The 19626-nt window shown below is 49.9% G+C and carries 17 protein-coding genes; all 17 read left to right on the forward strand.

What is annotated here, in order from left to right:
• Nucleotides 1–142 precede the first annotated feature (142 nt).
• A complete protein-coding gene (lpxB, locus tag LKE33_06320) occupies nt 143–1276 on the forward strand; it encodes a lipid-A-disaccharide synthase (protein MCH3950533.1) in 1134 nt (377 codons plus the stop codon).
• Nucleotides 1273–3081 (forward strand): ABC transporter ATP-binding protein/permease, encoded by a 1809-nt coding sequence (locus LKE33_06325; GenBank protein MCH3950534.1) that lies wholly within the window; start codon nt 1273–1275, stop codon nt 3079–3081. Before lpxB ends, LKE33_06325 begins: the two co-directional genes overlap by 4 nt.
• Nucleotides 3082–3110: 29 nt before the next feature.
• Nucleotides 3111–5645, forward strand: coding sequence for a tetraacyldisaccharide 4'-kinase (gene lpxK / locus LKE33_06330; GenBank protein ID MCH3950535.1), 2535 nt, complete (start codon nt 3111–3113; stop codon nt 5643–5645).
• A complete protein-coding gene (kdsB, locus tag LKE33_06335) occupies nt 5642–6436 on the forward strand; it encodes a 3-deoxy-manno-octulosonate cytidylyltransferase (GenBank protein MCH3950536.1) in 795 nt (264 codons plus the stop codon). Before lpxK ends, kdsB begins: the two co-directional genes overlap by 4 nt.
• 4 nt (nt 6437–6440) lie before the next feature.
• The gene (kdsA, locus tag LKE33_06340) at nt 6441–7268 is read left to right on the forward strand and encodes a 3-deoxy-8-phosphooctulonate synthase (protein MCH3950537.1); all 828 of its coding nucleotides are present in this window, start codon (nt 6441–6443) and stop codon (nt 7266–7268) included.
• A gap of 3 nt (nt 7269–7271) precedes the next feature.
• Nucleotides 7272–8252, forward strand: coding sequence for a KpsF/GutQ family sugar-phosphate isomerase (locus tag LKE33_06345; GenBank protein ID MCH3950538.1), 981 nt, complete (start codon nt 7272–7274; stop codon nt 8250–8252).
• Complete coding sequence (locus LKE33_06350) at nt 8253–8840, forward strand: HAD hydrolase family protein (GenBank protein MCH3950539.1); 588 nt, start codon at nt 8253–8255, stop codon at nt 8838–8840.
• Nucleotides 8840–9709, forward strand: coding sequence for a lysophospholipid acyltransferase family protein (locus LKE33_06355; GenBank protein MCH3950540.1), 870 nt, complete (start codon nt 8840–8842; stop codon nt 9707–9709). Before LKE33_06350 ends, LKE33_06355 begins: the two co-directional genes overlap by 1 nt.
• 17 nt (nt 9710–9726) lie before the next feature.
• Complete coding sequence (gene lptC, locus LKE33_06360) at nt 9727–10278, forward strand: LPS export ABC transporter periplasmic protein LptC (protein ID MCH3950541.1); 552 nt, start codon at nt 9727–9729, stop codon at nt 10276–10278.
• The gene (locus tag LKE33_06365; protein MCH3950542.1) at nt 10275–11132 is read left to right on the forward strand and encodes an organic solvent tolerance protein OstA; all 858 of its coding nucleotides are present in this window, start codon (nt 10275–10277) and stop codon (nt 11130–11132) included. Before lptC ends, LKE33_06365 begins: the two co-directional genes overlap by 4 nt.
• Nucleotides 11133–11148: 16 nt before the next feature.
• Complete coding sequence (gene lptB / locus LKE33_06370; protein ID MCH3950543.1) at nt 11149–11868, forward strand: LPS export ABC transporter ATP-binding protein; 720 nt, start codon at nt 11149–11151, stop codon at nt 11866–11868.
• Between the two features lie 13 nt (nt 11869–11881).
• Nucleotides 11882–12973, forward strand: a complete 1092-nt coding sequence (locus LKE33_06375; GenBank protein MCH3950544.1) for an LptF/LptG family permease — start codon at nt 11882–11884, stop codon at nt 12971–12973.
• A gap of 915 nt (nt 12974–13888) precedes the next feature.
• A complete protein-coding gene (locus LKE33_06380; protein ID MCH3950545.1) occupies nt 13889–14917 on the forward strand; it encodes a PhnD/SsuA/transferrin family substrate-binding protein in 1029 nt (342 codons plus the stop codon).
• A gap of 16 nt (nt 14918–14933) precedes the next feature.
• Entirely contained in the window at nt 14934–15674 is a 741-nt protein-coding gene (gene phnC / locus LKE33_06385; GenBank protein MCH3950546.1) for a phosphonate ABC transporter ATP-binding protein, read from the forward strand.
• Complete coding sequence (locus LKE33_06390) at nt 15671–17206, forward strand: ABC transporter permease subunit (protein MCH3950547.1); 1536 nt, start codon at nt 15671–15673, stop codon at nt 17204–17206. The genes phnC and LKE33_06390 overlap by 4 nt, the downstream gene beginning before the upstream one ends.
• A gap of 473 nt (nt 17207–17679) precedes the next feature.
• Entirely contained in the window at nt 17680–18873 is a 1194-nt protein-coding gene (locus tag LKE33_06395) for a DUF3084 domain-containing protein (GenBank protein ID MCH3950548.1), read from the forward strand.
• On the forward strand, nt 18873–19298 hold the full coding sequence (locus LKE33_06400; protein ID MCH3950549.1) for a pre-16S rRNA-processing nuclease YqgF: 426 nt from the start codon (nt 18873–18875) through the stop codon (nt 19296–19298). The genes LKE33_06395 and LKE33_06400 overlap by 1 nt, the downstream gene beginning before the upstream one ends.
• The last annotated feature ends 328 nt before the right edge of the window (nt 19299–19626 follow it).

The raw sequence follows: 19626 nt of genomic DNA on the forward strand, positions 1-19626 counted from the left end.
ACTGCTTTTATTTTTGACAAACAATGATTGTACCAACCACTTTTGCCCCTTTTTCTTTCTCAAAATCCCCACTTATGGTATAATAAACTGATATTTTGTGAGTGAAAGAAGAGTATCAATCAGACCGGGAGGTGTCAATGCCATGCGCATTTTCATATCGGCCGGGGAAGCCTCCGGCGACATGCACGCAGCTGCACTGACCAGGGAGATTCTTGCAATGCGGCCCGATGCCGAGGTGTTCGGCATGGGCGGGGATGCCCTCAGGGCTGCAGGCGGTGAAGTTATTTTTGATTACAAAGATCACAGTGTCATGGGGTTTGTGGAGGTACTGCGCAAACTGCCCGACCTGTTTGCACTCCGGGACGCTTTCCGCCGCGTTATGGTGGACTGGAAACCGGATATTTTTGTGACAGTCGATTACCCGGATTTTAATATGCGGGTTGCAAAAATTGCAAAATCCCTTGGTATTCCTGTCTTTTCCTATATTCCGCCGTCGGCCTGGGCCTGGCGGAGAGGCAGGGCCAAAATGGTGGCACAGCTGGCCGCCAAGGTAGCTTGCATCTATCCTTTTGCTTATGAGGTTTATAAAGAAGCGGGTGCCCCCGTGGAATTTGTCGGGAATCCGCTGGTGGATATAGTCAAACCGACGCTTTCTCGGGAGGAAGCCGAAAAACTGGTCGGGAAAAAAGCCGGCCATCCACTTATTCTGCTGCTTCCCGGAAGCCGTGCCAAGGAACTGGAGGGCGTCCTTCCGGTGATGCTGGAGGCTCTGCCTCTCATTCTGGAGAAGGAACCGGAAGCCGAGTTTGTACTGGAGCAGGCCCCTTCTGTGGATCCGCAGCAGCTCTCTGCCATTTTGTCTCAGACAGATATCCCCATCCGTGTGATTAAAGGTCACGGGTACGATGTCATGAGTGTCTGTGACGCGGCTCTTGCCACAAGCGGCACGGTGATTCTTGAATGCGCACTTTGCGGGCTGCCAAGCGTCATCTGCTACAAGGCCAGCCCAATCAGTATCGCCATTGCCAAGGCCTTGGTGAAAGTCAAGTATATTGGACTGCCGAACCTTTTGGCAGGAAAGGAAATTTTGCCGGAACTGATTCAGGAAAAAATGACGCCGCAGAACATGGCGTCCTGGATTCTTCGTTTCCTGGAGCCGGACTATTCAAAAAAAGTCCATCAGGACATCAGGGAAGCTGTTGCCCGGCTGGGAGAACCGGGAGCTGTCCGTCGTACAAGTGCGTTAATCATCAAAACTGCTGAGGAGAACAAATGAGCCTATACCTTCGAATTCTTAAATTTATCCGACCTTACCTGTTTCGCCTTCTTTGCGCCGGTTTTTGTACCGTCATGTGTGCGGCTGCCAATCTGTACGTGCCATGGATTGTCCGTGACGTCATCGATAAAGTCTTTGAAAACAAGGACGGCGATTTGCTGAACCTCATTGCTCTTGGCATTGTCGTGATTTTCTTTGCCAGAGGTATTTTCTATTATGGACAGAGTTACCTGATGAACTACGTCGGCGAGAGTATCGTCATCGACGTACGCAGCATCGTCTTCCGCAAACTGATGACGCTGAGTACCCATTTCTTTGATAAGAATAAACTTGGTACTGTCATGAGCTACGTGACAAACGACGTAGCTGCACTCCAGGGAGCCATGGTTTCCAACAGTATCGAAATCATTACCGAATCGAGTGTCCTTATCGGATCCGTAGGGGCTATGGTGTATTTGGACTGGAAACTGACACTCTTTACTTTCTGTACTTTCCCGATAGTGCTGTTCTTTATGGATTTCTTCGGAAAGAAAATCCGCCGTTCCGGACACCGTATTCAGCAAGCTTCTGCTGATATTACCTCCGTGCTGCAGGAAACCCTGTCGGCTACGCGTGTGGTGAAATCCTTTGTCCGTGAACCTTTTGAAATCGATCGTTTTAACAAACAGAACAAGGCAAACTTCTACGCCAATATGAAGAGTGCCAAGCTGATGGGAACGCTTTCCCCTGTCATTGAATTTATTGCTGCTCTCGGGGTAACGGCTATCATCTGGTTTGGCGGCCGGAGCGTTATTGCCGGGGATATTACAGCCGGTTCTTTGATTGCTTTCCTGGTATATGCAATCAACATTTCCAACCCGATCAAGAGAATTGCCCGCGTTATGGGGAGTATCCAGAAAGCCCTGGCGGCCGCAGAACGTGTCTTCTATATTCTCGACCTCAAAGATGTGATCCCGGAAAAGCCGGACGCGATTGAACTTCCGGCGGTAACCGGCAAGGTCGAATTCAAGCATGTTTCCTTTGCCTATAACCCCGGGGAAATGATCCTGCACGATGTGAGCTTTTCGGCAGAACCGGGCCAGGCCGTTGCCCTTGTCGGCCCGAGCGGTGCCGGTAAATCGACGATTGCCAGTCTGCTGCCGCGTTTTTATGACGTGACGGAAGGATGTATTTTGGTTGACGGTATTGATATCCGTGACGTGACCGTGGCTTCGCTGCGTGAACAGGTCGGTATTGTACCGCAGGAAACCGTACTCTTTAACGATACGGTGTATAACAACATCCTGTATGGACGCCTTGACGCAACCCGGGAAGAAATTATTGCTGCTGCCAAAGCAGCTAATGCCCATGATTTTATTATGCAGCTGCCTCACGGGTATGAAACCCACCTCGGTGACCGCGGTATCAACGTATCCGGCGGTCAGCGGCAGCGTATTTCCATCGCCCGCGCAATCTTAAAGAACCCTCGTATCCTGATTCTGGACGAAGCCACGTCTGCCCTTGATACGGAAAGTGAACGCATTGTACAGGAAGCCCTGGACCGCCTGATGGTCGGCAGAACCTCTTTTGTTATCGCTCACCGTCTTTCGACCATTCAGAATGCAGATAAGATTCTGGTACTTGATAAGGGCCGCATCGTAGAAGAAGGTAACCATGAGGAACTGATGGCAAAGCACGGACTCTACGCACACCTGCATGATATCCAGTTCCGCGAAAATGAAGTAGATGAAACCGAGAATGCTGATGATCCGGCAAATGCTGACAAAACTTTGGAAGCTTCCAAGGATAGCCAGAGCCTTCAGTAAGCCGCGCGTCGGCAGGAAGCGAGACGAGAATGATGTATTATCTGTATAATTTTCTGGCAGTGGTGATTTGTATTTTTATCGTCCTGCCCTATTATACCTGGCGGTATTTCCGGGAAAAAGGGTTTCCCCGTCGTTTCCGGCAAAGCATGGGATTTGTCCGGGATGAGGAAATTGCCGCTGTCGCTCACCAAAATTGTATATGGATTCACGGAGCTTCCGTGGGCGAAATTGTAGCTACGAGCCCGCTGGTCAAGGAAATCCGCAAATCGATGCCGGATGCTAAGATCTTGGTGTCGGCAGTTACGACAGGCGGATATAATATGGCTCATCAGATTATTCCGGAGGCGGATGCGATTATCTACTTCCCACTGGATATGCCTTTTATTGCCGAATCTCTGGTCAAACGGATTATGCCGCGTATTTTCATGCCGGTAGAAACGGAACTTTGGCCAAACTTTTTGAGGGCGGTCAAGCTCCGCAGAATTCCTGTCATGATGGTCAACGGCCGTATTTCCGATAAATCTGTGAAAAGCTACCGTTACCTCTTTGGCATTTTGGCCGATATGATGGGCAGCGTGACACGTTTTTGCATGCAGTCTTCTATCGACGCCGAATATATCGCCCACCTGGGCGCCGAAAAACGTCGTATTTTTGTGACCGGCAATACCAAGTTCGATCAGACTTATGCGGAAGTTACATCGAAAGATCTGGCACAGTATAAAGCCGAACTGGGGCTGGGCGATGACTATCCTGTCATCGTGGCAGGCAGCACTCATCCGACGGAAGAAGAATCACTTTTTAAGAGTTTTGATGTCATCCGTAAGGAATTCCCGCATGCACGTCTTATTATTGCTCCGAGAAAACCGGGACGGACCAATGAAATAACCCGTGCTGCCGAAAAACACGGCCTTACGGTGGGACTTCGCTCTCAATTGAAAGCGCTGCCGAATCCACGTCCTTTTTACAACGTAGTTCTCATTGATACCATCGGTGAACTGGGCCGCATTTATGCGGTCGGCGATGCTGTCTTTGTCGGTGGCAGCCTCATCCGTCACGGCGGCCATAACGTATTGGAACCGGCAGCGCATGGTAAACCGATCATCGTAGGACCGAGCATGTCAAACTTTAAGGATTCCTTCGCCCTCCTCAGCAAAGTCGGTGCTTGCGTACAGATTAAAGATGTTCCGGAAATGACGGATATGTTCCTGAAAATCTTCCGGGATGATGAGCTGCGCAAAAAAATGGGCGAGGCGTCTCTTCAGGTAATCCGCGAAAATCGCGGTGCCGCTGTCCGTACTATCAAGTATCTGGAAGAACTCCTGAGGCTGACGGCTACGGAAAGTATGGTGAATACGCACTACAAAATTAATACACGTAATATTAATGACGAAGTTTCGCCGAAAATGCGGCCCGGCGATGCCGTGACCCAGTATCTGATGCAGCTTTCTCATGGCGAAGACAATGGAGTAATCGACTGGCTTGTCCTTGCTTTTTTGAGAGTGCTTTCAGTGCTTTATGAAGCAGGCGTGCGACTGAAACTTGCTGCCTATACGTATCATATTCTTCCAAAGACGAAACTTGATTGCTGTGTTATCAGTATCGGTAACATTACTGTTGGTGGCACGGGCAAGACGCCTACGGCTCAGAAGGTAGCTCTCATGATCCAGAAAATGGGTTATAATGTAGTTATCCTGAACCGTGGTTATCGTTCCCATTGGAAAGAAAAAATTGGCGTTGTTTCTGATGGTAAGAAAATTTATATGACGGCTTATGAAGCTGGTGACGAAGCTTTCCTGATGGCCAAGCAATTGCCTGGAATTCCGGTTGTTATCGGTAAGGAACGTGCGATTACCGGCCAATTTGCCGTGGATAAATTTAATGCCGAAGTGATTATCCTCGATGACGGCTATCAGCATTGGCAGCTGGTTCGTGACCTTGATGTGGTGCTTATCGATACCCTGAATATGTTCGGCAACGGCAGCATCTTACCGCGTGGTACGCTGCGTGAGCCGCTGAAGAACTTGAAACGTGCCAGCTTGTTCCTTTTGACGAAGTGTGACCAGAGTTCCCCGATTTCCAGAGCAACGCTCTGCGATGCCCTGCATCGGTATAAACCAGGCGCTCCTATTGTGGAAAGTATCCACAAACCTTGTGACTTTATTGAAATTGCCGATTGGTATAAGAGCGATTCTTCGAAGGCACTGCCGCTTACTGCCTTGAAAGGGCAGCAGGTGATGGTATTCTCGGCTATCGGCAATCCATCTTCTTTCGAACAAACAATGGCGGCCGAAGGCCTCGATATCATCGAAGCTATCCGCTATCCGGACCATCATGATTACGGCATGGTGGAAATGCAGTATATTATGGAAAGAGCCATCAGCAAGAAGGTGAAGGCTCTTGTAACAACGGGGAAGGATGCTGTCAAGATTCCAACAGAATTCATTTATCTGCACAGAGAAGTACCTCTGTACATCCTGGACATGGAAATCCAAATTACAAGCGGACAGAAAGAATTTGAAGACACTATTACTGCCGCAATTAAAAAGGAGCAACCAGAGAAATGAAAATCTTATGTGTGATTCCGGCCAGATATAGTTCTACCCGCCTGCCCGGAAAACCGTTGGCCATGATAGCGGGTAAGACGATGATTCAGCGCGTTTATGAACGAGCTGCGCAGGCTACGAAACCGGACGAAGTCCTTGTAGCGACCGACGATGAAAGAATTAAGGAGGCCGTAGAAGGATTTGGCGGCAAGGCCATGATGACAGCTGCCACTCATCCCAGCGGGACGGATCGCCTTGCAGAAGTAGCTCTGAGCTATGATCAGATGGATGTCATTATCAATGTACAGGGGGATGAACCGATGATTCCTCCGACTTTGATTGATGAACTTTGCCAGGCTTTTGAAGACAATCCTCAGTTGCAGATGGCAACGGCAAAGACATTGATGCAGCCTGAGGACTATAACAATCCGAATGCGGTCAAAGTTGTGACGGATCAAAGTGGGTATGCGCTGTATTTTTCACGCAGCCTCATGCCGTATCCGCGCTATAAGACCGCTGATTATAAGGTGTATAAACATATCGGCATTTACGCTTACCGTCGTGATTTTTTGCTCAAATTTGCCGCACTCCTGCCGACGACGCTTGAACAAATCGAAGGCCTGGAGCAACTCAGAGCACTCGAGAACGGTACGCGCATCAAGGTGCTGACAACTGATTTCCAAGGTATTGGCATTGATACTCAGGATGATCTGGATAGAGCCAATAAAGTGTTCGCTGAGATGGAAGCGGAAAAAGCAGCCAAGGAAGCCGCTGCCGAGAAAGCTGCTCAGGGCGGCACAGAAAAGGAGTAATTGCATGAAAACTGTTACGATTGGTTCCTACGAAGTGGGGCAGGGCCATCCGCTCCTCATTATTGCAGGTCCTTGTGTACTGGAAGGGTACGAACGCAGCCTTGCCATTGGTAAAAGAGCTAAGGCTATCTGTGAAAAATTGGGACTGCCGTATGTCTTTAAAGCTTCTTATGATAAGGCCAACCGGTCTGCGTTGGATTCTTACCGCGGACCCGGTATTGAAGAAGGACTGCAGATTCTGGCGCAGATCAAAAAGGATTTGAATGTACCTGTGATCAGTGATGTGCACGAAACCTGGCAGGTTGAAAAAGCTGCAGAAGTCCTGGATATCATCCAGATTCCGGCTTTCTTGTGCCGCCAGACGGATTTGCTCGTGGCTGCGGCGCATACGGGACGCGTGGTGAACGTCAAAAAAGGACAGTTCCTTGCACCCTGGGATATGAAAAATGTTGTCAATAAACTCGTCGGCTCCGGCACAGAAAAAATCATGCTGACCGAACGGGGCGCCAGCTTCGGTTACAATACGCTCGTGACGGATATGCGGTCTCTGCCGATCATGCGCGGCTTAGGTTATCCGGTCATTATGGATGTAACCCATTCCGTCCAGGTCCCGGGCGGCCAAGGTACGTCTTCCGGCGGACAGAGCCAGTTTGCACCGCATATGGCACGGGCTGCTGTTGCTGTCGGTGTAGATGGGCTCTTTATGGAAGTTCATGATAATCCGGCGGAAGCCCTTTCGGACGGACCGAACATGATTGCTTTGGATAAATTGGAAAAAGTATTGAGCGACGCGAAGGCCATTGACAAGATTGCCCGCGGTACCATTTACTGATTGATGGGAGTGACGGTAATGCTGGAAAAAGCAAAAGAAACATTGAAAACGGAAGCGGATTCCATTCTGGAGCTGCTTCCGCGGATAGATGAACACTTCCAGGCAGCGCTGGATATGATTTTGGCCTGCCCAGGCCGTATTGTAGTTACCGGCATGGGAAAATCTGGAATCATTGGCCGCAAGATTTCCGCGACGCTCGCCAGTACGGGTACCCCTTCGTTCTATCTTCATCCAGCCGAAGGCATTCACGGAGATTTGGGAATGGTCACGGCGAACGACGTAGTTCTTGCCCTTTCCAACAGCGGTGAAACGGGGGAAGTATTGCACCTCCTGCCATCTCTGCGCCGTATTGGGGCTAAGATTATTGCCATGGTCGGCAACCCGGAATCAACGCTGGCCAAGAATGCAGATATTGTTCTCAATGTCGGTATTACAAAAGAAGCCTGCCCGCTGGGGCTCGCTCCGACAAGCAGCACGACGGCTGCCCTCGCTTTTGGTGATGCCCTGGCGATGGAGCTACTGAGTGCACGCAAATTCACGGCCAACCAGTTTGCTATTTTCCACCCGGGCGGCAGTCTGGGACGCAAATTGCTCCTGACCGTCAACGATATAATGCATAAGGGCGATGAAAATCCCCTTGTGCCGGCTGATATGAGCGTCAAAGATGCCCTTTTTGTAATCACGGATAAGGGCCTTGGTGCCGTTTCCGTCGTCGACAAAGAACATCATTTGGTCGGGCTCCTGACAGATGGTGATATCCGCCGCGGTTTCTCACGCAGTCTGGAATGCATGAATCGTCCTGTCAGGGAACTGATGACAAAGCATCCGAAGACAATTACCAGTAACAAGCTCGCTGCTGAGGCACTGCACCTCATGGAAAGCAACAAGCCGCGTCCGATTACGGTACTGCCCGTCATCGACGAGGAAAAGCGCGTAATCGGTCTGCTGCATATGACCGATTTGGTCCATCAAGGAGTGGTATAAATGGGAACGTCCGGTGTAGTCCGTAACAACGAAATAGAGAGATTTCTGAACCGGGATGATAAACTGGCCAGTATTGAACTTTTGGCCCTCGATGTGGACGGGGTCATGACGGATGGCAGTATTATCATCGGCCAGGAAGGTGAACTGAGCAAGCATTTTGACGCTCATGACGGCATGGGACTCAGCCTTGCCATGCGTCACGGTATACAGGTAGCCCTTGTTACCGGACGACACAGCGAAATCGTGCTGCACCGCGCTATGGAACTGGGAATCAGCAACGTTTATGAGAATGTGGCTTATAAAGGCAAGATGCTGGAAGAGATTGCTCAGCAGCTGCATATTCCTATGGGACATGTTGCCTTTATGGGTGATGACCTTAATGATTTACCGGCTTTCATGAAAGCAGCTATCAGTTTTGCTCCCTCGGATGCAGTCCCGGAAGTCCGGGAACGGGCCTATTACGTAACGGAACATGAAGGAGGACACGGCGCGGTACGTGAAGTGTGCGAGAAGATTTTAAAAGCTAAGGGCGTCTGGAATGAGATTGTCAAAGGCTATTTGGAGCATGGCGTTGGAGATAAACAATAATGCTGTATAGTGTATTAAAAGGCATGAGCACATTTATTTCCTGGCTCCCTTATAAATTGGTCGTCCGGCTGGGAAGGAATTGTGGTAAAATATACTGGCGCGTTGCTAAAAAGCAACGCATCCGGGCGGAAGAAACTATAGTGGAGCGCATGGGTGTTACGCCGCAGGAAGGACACGATATTATCTATCGTCTGTTCCTGAACCTGGGCATGACTTTCATGGAAATGCTCTATATGCCTGCTTTGAACAAAGATAATATTCGCGGGCTTGTCAAGTTTGATCGGCCTGATGTATTATGGGAGGCACTGGCCCAGAAAAAAGGCGTTGTCATGTTGGCCTGCCATATGGATAACTGGGAATGGCTGGGGGCGGCTCTGGCGCTTAACGGGTTCCCGCTCAGCGCGGTGGAAAAACCGCAGCCGAATCCCGTATACAGTGACTTTATGAACGAATTACGGCGCGGCGTCGGTCAGGAAATCTTTGCCCGCGGGACGAATGAAATCCTGGGTTGTGCCCGCGCTATGAAAAAAGGCCGTATGCTGGGCCTCATCGCAGACCAGGACGGCGGTCCCAGAGGAATTTTTGTTCCTTTTTTTGGAAAAATGGCTTCGACGCCGGAAGGACCGGCTTACTTTGCCCGTAAATTCAATGCACCTGTGATTCCGATATTTATTGTTCGGAGACCGGGCGGATACGGTCATCAGGTCTTTGTGAAGGATCCGATTTATTACGAAAATACGGGAGACCAGAAGCACGACGATTACGTCATCACACTGAAGATGACTCAGGAAGTAGAAAAAATTATTCGACAGTATCCTGATAACTGGATTTGGTTCCAGCATCGCTGGAATACGCCTTACGAGGGATGAGGAAAGGAACGGTCTGCATGCGCGAAAAACGTACAATTTTGGTCATTCTTGGGGCCATTTTGCTCATGGGCGGCGTGATCGGCTGGCTGCTCAGCAGTAAGCCGACGACGGGCACCGTGAAGGAAGTTAAGCAGACGGATCCCCATCAGGTGACGGGTTCTACCATAGAGGAAGCTAAAGATGGCAAGACAGTATGGACGCTCACCGTGGATTCCATGGTATACGACAAGGATACGATGATTGACCATATGAAGGGCATCAAGGGCACCTTCTATGACAAAGATGGTACGACGATGACGGTCACTGCCGATGAAGGACAGGTCAACGTCAAAACGAAAAACGTCGTACTGACTAAGAATCCTGTAGGGACTACTTCCACGAATGGCAGAGTCACTGCGGATAAAATCACCTGGATGAATGAGAAGCAGATTGTCGTGGCAGAAGGGAATGCCCGGCTGGTGAAAGATGATATTGTAGCTACCGGGGATAAGGCAACGTTCAACGTACCCATGGAACGTGCTAAGCTTGAAGGAAACGGAAAGGTACAGAAGGGAGAATCGGAACAGTGAAAATCAAGGCAATGCTTGTAATGGGTCTCGTAGCCGGTCTTCTGTCCGTGGGTGCCACTGCGTTTGCGGCCTCTTCTGTGAGCGGAGACGTAGTTGATTATGATTTTCGGAGCGGCCAGGCGGTCGTAAAGGGAAATGTTCAAATCACGCACGATAAAGGCACGGCTTCCTGCCGGGAGGCAGAGTATAATACAAAAACCGGTGAAGGAAAATTGACGGGCAACGTGGTTGCCGACCAGGAAGATGCCCATCTGACGTGCTCGACCCTCGTCATTAAGAAAAAAGGAAATTATCTTTCGGCAATAGGGGATGCTGTCCTTAAAAAGGCAGATAAGACGCTGCGTGCAGCTCAGGTAAACTATGATTCGGATGCGCAATATGCCGAGACGATCGGTGATTGGGCTCAGATGACCATGGATGATGGTTCCTCTCTTGATGCGGCGGAAATGAAATACAACATGGCCTCCGGAGTGGCAAATGCCGAAGGTAACGTGCGGCTTATCAGTCCGCCCCGGAACCTGACGGCTCGCTCCGACAGGGCGATTTATAACACCAATGAAGAAGAAGGTACAATTTATCTGATTGGCAACGCTACGGCTACGCAGGATGGCAATACGGTCAGCGGTGATCAGCTGGTCGTTCGCGGTGCCGGCGGTAAGGTTGCTGCAGCTGACGGCAATGTAAAGATGATTATCGTTCCGCAGCAGCAGAATAATGATGAAAATTCGGAAACGCTCATTTGCGACGTCGTCGGAGATGAAAATATACCGGAAGAAGTTTATAAGTTCTATAACTGGCCCGGAGAACCTGCGGAAGTGGGTGTAACGCAGCTGGAAGAAGTGCAAATGGCGTAAAGGAGCAGTAAGCAGAGTGAAGATACGCACAGAAAATCTCGTGAAGGAATACGGCGGCCGGCGGGTTGTCGATCATATTTCCCTGGAAGTAGAGCAGGGAACCATTGTCGGCCTTCTGGGCAAAAACGGCGCCGGTAAAACCACGACCTTCTATATGATAGTCGGGCTCGAGCATCCGGATGGCGGTCATGTCTATCTGGATGACCGGGATATAACCCATCTCCCTATGTATAAAAGAGCTCTTGCCGGTGTTGGGTACCTTCCCCAGGAAGCTTCAGTCTTTCGGAAGCTGACGGTGGAGCAAAATCTTTTAGCTATTTTGGAGCAGGTTGAATCGGATAAGAAGAAGCAGCAGGAAAAGATGGAATCCCTTATTGAGGAATTCCATATCGGCCATATCCGTAAGAGCATCGGCACGGCCCTTTCGGGCGGTGAGCGCCGCCGTGTCGAAATTGCTCGGGCACTTGCCATGGACCCTGCATTTATCCTTTTGGATGAACCTTTTGCCGGTATCGACCCGATTGCTGTAGCAGACATTCAGCAGATGGTCTACCATCTGGCAAAGCGCGGTATCGGAGTGCTGATTACGGACCATAACGTCCGTGAGACCCTGAGTATCGTAGACAAAGCCTATATTGTCAACGAAGGCAAAATCATGGTAGAAGGCACGAGTGAGAAAGTCGCAGCCGACCCGATCGCTCGTAAATACTACCTTGGTGATAATTTCCGGCTGTAAGGAGAGGCATCTTATGAAAATTTTAGACAAATACATACTCAAACAGATGCTGCAGCCTTTTGTCTTCGGTGTTGCTGCCTTTTCGACGATTTTTGTGGCAAGCTCCTTTCTGTTTCGCGTGACACAATATATTACGCAATACGGCGCTTCTTATTCTTCGCTGTTTCGCCTTTTTCTGTGCCTTATGCCGGAAGTCATCAACTATACATTTCCAATGTCTATGCTGCTGGCTTCCCTGCTTACGATGGGACAGCTTTCCGGTAATAGTGAAATTACGGCAATGCGCAGCGGCGGCTTAAGCTTCCGTCGTATTGCCGCTCCGATCCTGACTGCCGGTTTTATCGTCAGTCTTTTTTCAGTCGTTTGGGCTGAAAAGGTCGTCCCTCCGGCTAAAGCCGAATACGAACGGATTATCCAGCAGGAAATTAAGAATAATACCAAACCCCGTACCCAGAATCACGTTCTGATCAAGAATATTCATAACGGACAGCTGGAACGCTTGACCTATGCCCGTACTTTTGATGAAAATGCGGGCGAGATGAAGGATATTACCATCGAGGAATGGAATAACGGGCGCGTGGTTCGCATTCAGCGTACGCCGTCCGCCAAGTGGGAAAACGGTACCTGGATTATGGAGAAGGGAACCGTTACGGAACTTACCGGTGAGGAAGGCCTGACGAGAACGATGACCTTCGATAAGCAGGTGCTTCCGATTTCCGAAACACCGAAGGCTATTACCCTGGATCAAAAAGACCCGGATGAAATGACCATCGGTGAACTGAAGATGTATATCGGCATTTTGGAACGGCAGTATCAGCCGACCAGTAAATATGTCATGGAAATCTACAGCCGGTTTACCGTACCTCTGGCCAGCTTCTTCTTTGCGCTCATCGGTGTGCCTCTTGGCGTGCAGAGCCAGCGCAGTGGTACCTCTATGGGGCTTGGCTTCAGTGTGGTTATTATCTTCATTTACTACTCCATTATGACCTTTATGACAGGTCTTGGTCAGGGCGGTGTCATTCCGCCGCTGATTGCTGCGGCTACCCCGAACGTGCTCTGCGGGGCATTAGGGTGCTGGATGATTTGGAAGAAAGATAAAGCATAAAAAGAACCGTGAAACAATGATCTATTGTTTCACGGTTCTTTTTATGCCGCGGGTCGCAGGTCGCAGGCCGCCGGTCGCCCGTGGAAGCCAAATTGCATTAGCAATTTGGCCATGAATAAACAAAAATATATGCATCAGCCCTCAGCCCTCTTGTTTTCCTTCGGAAAATAAGAGGGGGAACCGCTTGCGGTGGGTGTTCAGTCGGATAACAGGAATTGGTTCGATAAAGTACCTGTTAAATTCAAACCAAATTGAAATTTATCACACCTGAGACCTTCTTCCACGCCGCTGTGCGGCGTCGGAGGAAGGGGGACCGCTTTGCGGTGGATGGTAGTTTCTTTTGGTTTTGCAGCTTTCGTTTCTACCTCGCTGCCGCAGGCGAGGCCAAATGCCAAAAGCGCTTTTCAGCCAGCTGCAGCTATCTGCTAACTGCTAACTGCCAACTGCCATCTGCCTTGGGTTTCAGCCGCCAAAATAGCTGCCCGCACGGGTGTACTATCCACTTTTCACTATCCACTTCCCACTTGACCAGACGAAGCCAAAGGCGCTTTTCGGCTAACTGCAGCTATCTGCTACCTGCTAACTGCCATCTGCCTATTTAGAATCAGCCAAAGTAGCTGCTCACTCGGGTGTACTAACCACTTACCACTAGCCACTGTTTCTTCTGCCACATTGCTTTTTCCCCCAATCTAGTGTATTCTTAAAAAGTAAACTTTACCTAAATTTTACAATTTAATACCCGGTCTTGGGGGAGCGCCCTGGACCGGCAGTCGTCATGCGAGGGAGCCTGTGAGCCAGGCTGAGAGGGTGCCAGAGCCGCCGACCGTTATTTTGGACATTGGTCCCTCTGCATGCTTTTTGCGCTTTGTGAGGGACTGTGGTTCCTCATTTTTTTATGTAAGGAGAGCGCGTATTATGAAGATGAAAAAATGGATGATAGGGGCACTTACTATTTGTACTGCTGCCACACTGTTTTCAGGCTGCGGGGGTGAAAAACAGTCCTCCGGCAAGAAGGCTGTCCCGGAACTGAAAATTGCCATTTCCCCTTATCAGGACGCGGATACGCTGAAGACAAAGACGGAACCGCTTGGGAAAATGCTGCAGGACAAAATGAAAGTAAAGGGCTATCCCATCGATAAAGTGACGATTAATGTGGGTACCTCCTATAGTGCAGTAGGGGAAGCACTCAGTTCCGGCAGTGCCGATGTCGGATTTATTTCCGGGGCTACTTACGTGATGTATGACTCGGATGTCGATGTACTGCTCACCGCACTGCGGGAAGGCATTGATAAAGATACGACCGATTTGTCGGTCTGGAATAACGGAAAGCCGGACGTCTTTACGAAGAATCTGGTTAAATATTACCGGTCTGCCATTGTAGTCGGACCCAGTGAAAAAGGAAAGGCAATCCTTGACAAAGTAAAGCGCGGTGAAAAACCGACATGGGAAGAACTTAATAATCTTACCTGGGCTGTCATGAGCCCGGCTTCGGCATCCGGTTATCTTTATCCTTCCCTTTGGCTGAAACAGAATTACGGGAAAAAGATTTCCGACCTGTCCCATGTGGTGCAGTCTGATTCTTACACAACATCCACGGCGCGTCTTGCGACCGGCCAGGTAGATGTCATGGTCGCTTATTCCCATATTCGGGCTAAAATGGCTAATGACTGGTCGACAAAGCTCGGCGGTACGGGAGATATCTGGTCTCAGACGGGTGTGATCGGTGTGACGGATAAGATCTTTAACGATACGGTAAGTATCAGTAAGACCAGCAAAGTCATGCAGGATGAAGGATTCCGCAAGGCCCTTGGAGAGTCTCTGATCGAGATTGGCAAGACGGAAGACGGTCTCGCTGTACTGAAAACAATCGGCCATAAAGGATATGACTGGGCTGATGCGCACGATTATGACGGAGAAAGAACGGTGCGCAAAGAAGTGAAGTAAATTATCAGGGTGAATCATGCTGGAACTAAGACATGTCTATCATAAGTACAAGGACAAAGATATATTGCAGGATATCAGCTTTGTCATCCCGGAGGGTCAGTTTGTTTCGGTCATCGGACCGAGCGGAGCGGGGAAGACAACCTTGCTGCGTCTTTTTAACCATATGACCAAACCAAGAAGCGGCGAAGTTTATGTGGGCAAAGAGAGAATTGATACACTGCACGGGGCTAAGCTGCGTAAGGTACAGCAGAGAGTAGGCATGATTTACCAGGATTTTTGTCTCGTAGAGGAACTTTCATGTGTAGAGAACGTATTAAACGGCTGCCTTGCCAGAATACCGTTTTGGCGTGCTTTGAGCGGCCGTTTCCCGGAAAACGAACGGACAGCGGCCCAAAAAGCCCTGCAGGAAGTTCATTTGGAAACCTATGCTGACCAGCCTGTGTATGCATTGAGCGGCGGTCAAAAGCAGCGTGTTGCCATTGCCCGTACGCTGCTGCAGGATGCTGATATTCTTCTTGCAGACGAGCCGGTGGCTTCCCTGGATCCTCTCACGGCAGAGCAAATCCTTGGACTTTTGCGGCAGCTTCAGCAAGTCTCAGGAATGACTATTTTGATGAGCAGTCATAATGTGGAACAGGCCAGAAAGTGGTCTGACCGCATTCTTGGTTTAAAGGACGGCAAGCTTTTCTTTGACGGCCCTCCGGAAGCATGGACACACGAGCGGCTGGCAGCACTGTACGGGAGCCGGTTATCATGAAAAAATCAGCATCACTTCGCTGCGGATTCCTTTTTGTGCTCATCACGGCCATTTCTCTTTGGAAAGTACAGTTTTCCCTGCCGCTTTTGTGGGAGCGGGGCAGCAGGTTCTTTGACATTGCCCGCGCCATGGTGCCGCCTGATTTATCTTATGTACCTGTTGTTTTAAGGCCTTTGTGGGCTACGGTGCAGATGTCAGTGGCAGGAACCGTCCTCGGTGCGATTGCAGGCTTTTTGGGCGCTGTTTTTGCCAATTCATATACGAATCCCTTACCGTACCTTCGCATTCCCTTTAAAGCTGTTGTTCATCTTATCAGGACGGTGCCTGCCTTGATTCTGGCACTCGTATGTACTTTTTTTGTAGGTATCGGGAGTCTTGCAGGAACAATCGCTTTGTTTCTTTCTACGACTGTTGTAATGACGCGGATCGGCTATGAAGATATGGAAAATGCGAATCTGAAGGTTCCTCGCTGTCTTGAAGTTGCAGGCTGCAGCCGGCTGCGGGCCTTCATCCGTACTGTATTGCCTCATGTGCTGCCCGGGTATCTGACCAATGTACTTTACCTTTTTGAAAGCAACGTTCGTCATGCTTCGATTTTGGGCTACGTCGGAGCCGGTGGGATTGGGCTTTTGCTGAATGAACGGATTGCCTGGCGGCAGTATCACGAAGTGGGAGCTATCCTGATGCTTTTATATGGGATTGTACTCATGACAGAAGGCGTAAGTGAATGGCTGCGTAAGGTACTCGAAGGAAAAAGAACGCTTGGAAAAAATGGAAAATTAGCGGTGGCAGCCATAGTAACGACTCTCTTTACCGCCTCTCTTGTGACACTTGAATGGCCGACCGAATGGGGCAGAGGAAATGCAGCGGCATCTGCGATTTTTGCCGGTATCTGTCACCCCGATACCGCTATGCTCTTTTCTTTGTCCCATAACGATGTGCCCTATCTTTTGGTGGAAACTTTTTGTATTGCTTTTCTGGGTACTCTGGGCGGCACGTTGATTGCAGTCTGGCTGTCATTCTTTGCCAGTTTTCGGATTCTTCCGTTCCCTGTGGCACTGGTTTCAAGAATGGGACTTCTTTTGATTCGTACGGTTCCGGCTTTTGTATACGGCCTCATGTGGATTCGAGTGACGGGACCGGGACCTTTTGCAGGAGCACTCACCTTGGCGCTTTGCAGTATTGGCCTTTTGGCAAAACGGTTCCTCATTGCGATTGATGAAATCCAGCTCGGTCCGTATGCAGCGTCACGCGCCATGGGTGTGCCTTCTGTGCGGGCCTTCTGGCGTACTGTCCGGCCGCAGCTTTCCGGAAGATATGCGGCGGCCATTCTTTACCGTATGGATGTGAACATCCGGGAGGCGGCGATTCTCGGTGTGGTAGGTGCCGGTGGTATAGGAACACCGCTCATCCTGGCCATGATGCATTATGAGTGGCCGCAGGTAGGGGCGCTGTTCTGGGGTATGGTGCTGCTAGTTACAATTGTGGATGTGTTGTCGGAGTTGTGGAGAAAGAAAAATAGAAAATCATAAAAAAGGCAGATAGCAGGCAGCAGATAGCCGATAACTGCAGATGGCGAAAAGCGCCTATGGCCTTCAGTAGAGTGAATAGTGGATAGTAGTTAGTGCACCCGGGGCAGCCACATTGGCGGATTCTTGACGAAGATTGCTATTAGCAGTTAGTTCCAGCCTTCGGCAGAAATGTCCATCACCCACCGCAAGCGGTCCCCCCCCCTAATCAACTTTCTTCCCCCACTTCGTGGTCCTTCCTCCTTCCGAACGGACAGAGGTGGCAGAGGAATTCCAAACCTTACGGTTTGGCTTAACTTGGGCGGCGTCGAAGAGGGTCTCCTTTGCAATTTTTCTTCCACAGTGGCTAGCGACCTGTGTAAAATGGAAGAGACAGTGAAAAAATTCCTATTTTTTCACTGTCTCTTCCATTTTCTCTCAAAATTTCTTATAATAATTTATACTCAATCAATTTAATACGAAGGGGGTGGACCGATATGCTTGGCATTCGATTGATTCTGATTCTTGCAGTAATGGGCGGCCTCATTGCCTTTTTAGGCGATAAACTTGGCAGTAAAATTGGTAAAAAGAGACTACGGCTGTTCGGTCTGCGTCCTCATGATACGTCAGTAGTAATGACGATAGTGAGCGGGGTCCTGATTGCCTCTGTGACAATGGGAGTCCTGACTGTTACTTCCAAATCTGTCCGGACGGCGCTGTTTGGTATGAAACAGCTCCAGCAGGATTTGGAGAATCTGACTGAGTCGCGGGACAAGGCGCAAAAAGAACTTTCTGCCCAGAGCCAGACCATCAAGGAACTGGATGATCAGATTGACCAGGCGAAGGAAGAACTGGTTCGTGCCGAAGGGGAGAAGAAGGCTGCTCAGGCCCAGATGGAAGCGGCAAAGCAGGATCTTTCCAAAATGCAGGCTCAGTATGACGAAGCAAGCCGCCGGCTGAAAGACGCCGAACAGCAGGCGCGGCAGGCTGAAGCAGCCAAAGACAAGCTGCAGAAGGATGTCAGCGAGCTGGAAAACCAGGCTGCTCAGCTTAAAAAAGGTATCATAGCGATGCGTGAAGGCGACATCGTCTTCCGCAGCGGTGAAATTTTGTATACGGGTACGCTGCGTGCCGGTCTTGACACAGCAAAGACGAGAGAAGAACTGGAATCCTTCCTCAATGCGGCCAATGCGGCAATCGGGGAGAGACTGGGTGTCCAGCCGAATACGCCGGTCATCTGGCTGAGTAAAGAGGTTGTGGAGCAGGAAGCAGCTAAGCTTTCTGCGGCCAAAGGGCTTGCCTACGTGCGCCTCTGCGCGGCCGGCAATATTCTTCATGGGGAAGTCGTCGTCTGCCGTCTTGAAATGACGGAAGACCGTGTCGTTTACCCTGAAGGCACTACGATTCTTGAACAGAACATCACAGTAAAACCGAATACGGACGAAGTAGACCTGGCGCTCATGGCTTTCCTCAAGGACGTGAACCATGTAGCTCAGGGCGAGGGTGTCATCCCGGATCCTCTGACGGGTAAAGTCGGCGCCATTTCAAGCGGCGATTTGGTGGAAGCCAGTGAAAAGATTTCGAAATTGGGCGGTCACGTCAAGATTACCGCTAAAGCGAAACGCGATGTTACCGTGGCCGGCCCTGTGACGCTGCGTCTTGAAATTCGCGGTCTCGGAGAAAGTCTGTAATGGAACCTCTCATTCTCGCCGTTGATCCCGGCAAGGACAAAACAGGGGTAGCCCTTGTGGATAGGGAAGGACGTATTGAGGCGTTTACCGTGATCCTCATGCAGAATTTTGATCAAGAGTTTGCCGCGTTTGTAAAAGACAGACCTATTGAGCAGTGCGTCCTGGGGAACGGTACGACCTCGGCTGCGATGAAGCAGTACCTGGTGACAGCGCATCCGGAGTGGCCGCTTACGGTCATTGACGAAGCCTTCAGTACAGATGAAGCGCGTCATCTGTACTGGGAACTGTATCCGCCCAAAGGGCTGAAGAAGCTGCTGCCATTAAGCCTCCTTACGCCGCCGGGCAATATGGATGGCCTTGCGGCGGTTGTTCTGGCAAGACGCTTTTTGAAAAACACCGGCCGGCAGGCAGGGAGCAAGTCGTAAAAGGTTCAAAAGAATCACAAACAGAGTGAAGCGATAAAAAGTCGTTTCACTCTGTTTTTTATTAACCGCTGGTCGCGGTTCGCAGGTTGCCGGTCGCTTCATAGGCGGCAAACTGACAAGCAGTTTGCCCCAAAATAAAAATGGACATCAACTGCAATCTTCCTCAAAAATCCGCAAAGTCGTTGTCCGCACGGGTGCACTAACCACTACGCACTAGCCACTATCCACTTCGTACAGCCAATGCCACATGCCAAAAGCGCTTTCATCCTACGATATAAATAAAATATATCGTTTAATATACAATAGCAATAAGATAAATAAATACTTT

This window comes from Acidaminococcus sp., assembly GCA_022482815.1.
Taxonomy (GTDB): domain Bacteria; phylum Bacillota; class Negativicutes; order Acidaminococcales; family Acidaminococcaceae; genus Acidaminococcus.

What these genes read in the sequence shown, in the direction of transcription:
- lpxB (MCH3950533.1), top strand. Translation starts at nt 143, where the DNA reads ATGCGCATTTTCATATCGGCCGGGGAAGCCTCCGGCGACATGCACGCA.
- LKE33_06325 (MCH3950534.1), top strand. Translation starts at nt 1,273, where the DNA reads ATGAGCCTATACCTTCGAATTCTTAAATTTATCCGACCTTACCTGTTT.
- lpxK (MCH3950535.1), top strand. Translation starts at nt 3,111, where the DNA reads ATGATGTATTATCTGTATAATTTTCTGGCAGTGGTGATTTGTATTTTT.
- kdsB (MCH3950536.1), top strand. Translation starts at nt 5,642, where the DNA reads ATGAAAATCTTATGTGTGATTCCGGCCAGATATAGTTCTACCCGCCTG.
- kdsA (MCH3950537.1), top strand. Translation starts at nt 6,441, where the DNA reads ATGAAAACTGTTACGATTGGTTCCTACGAAGTGGGGCAGGGCCATCCG.
- LKE33_06345 (MCH3950538.1), top strand. Translation starts at nt 7,272, where the DNA reads ATGGGAGTGACGGTAATGCTGGAAAAAGCAAAAGAAACATTGAAAACG.
- LKE33_06350 (MCH3950539.1), top strand. Translation starts at nt 8,253, where the DNA reads ATGGGAACGTCCGGTGTAGTCCGTAACAACGAAATAGAGAGATTTCTG.
- LKE33_06355 (MCH3950540.1), top strand. Translation starts at nt 8,840, where the DNA reads ATGCTGTATAGTGTATTAAAAGGCATGAGCACATTTATTTCCTGGCTC.
- lptC (MCH3950541.1), top strand. Translation starts at nt 9,727, where the DNA reads ATGCGCGAAAAACGTACAATTTTGGTCATTCTTGGGGCCATTTTGCTC.
- LKE33_06375 (MCH3950544.1), top strand. Translation starts at nt 11,882, where the DNA reads ATGAAAATTTTAGACAAATACATACTCAAACAGATGCTGCAGCCTTTT.
- LKE33_06380 (MCH3950545.1), top strand. Translation starts at nt 13,889, where the DNA reads ATGAAGATGAAAAAATGGATGATAGGGGCACTTACTATTTGTACTGCT.
- phnC (MCH3950546.1), top strand. Translation starts at nt 14,934, where the DNA reads ATGCTGGAACTAAGACATGTCTATCATAAGTACAAGGACAAAGATATA.
- LKE33_06390 (MCH3950547.1), top strand. Translation starts at nt 15,671, where the DNA reads ATGAAAAAATCAGCATCACTTCGCTGCGGATTCCTTTTTGTGCTCATC.
- LKE33_06395 (MCH3950548.1), top strand. Translation starts at nt 17,680, where the DNA reads ATGCTTGGCATTCGATTGATTCTGATTCTTGCAGTAATGGGCGGCCTC.
- LKE33_06400 (MCH3950549.1), top strand. Translation starts at nt 18,873, where the DNA reads ATGGAACCTCTCATTCTCGCCGTTGATCCCGGCAAGGACAAAACAGGG.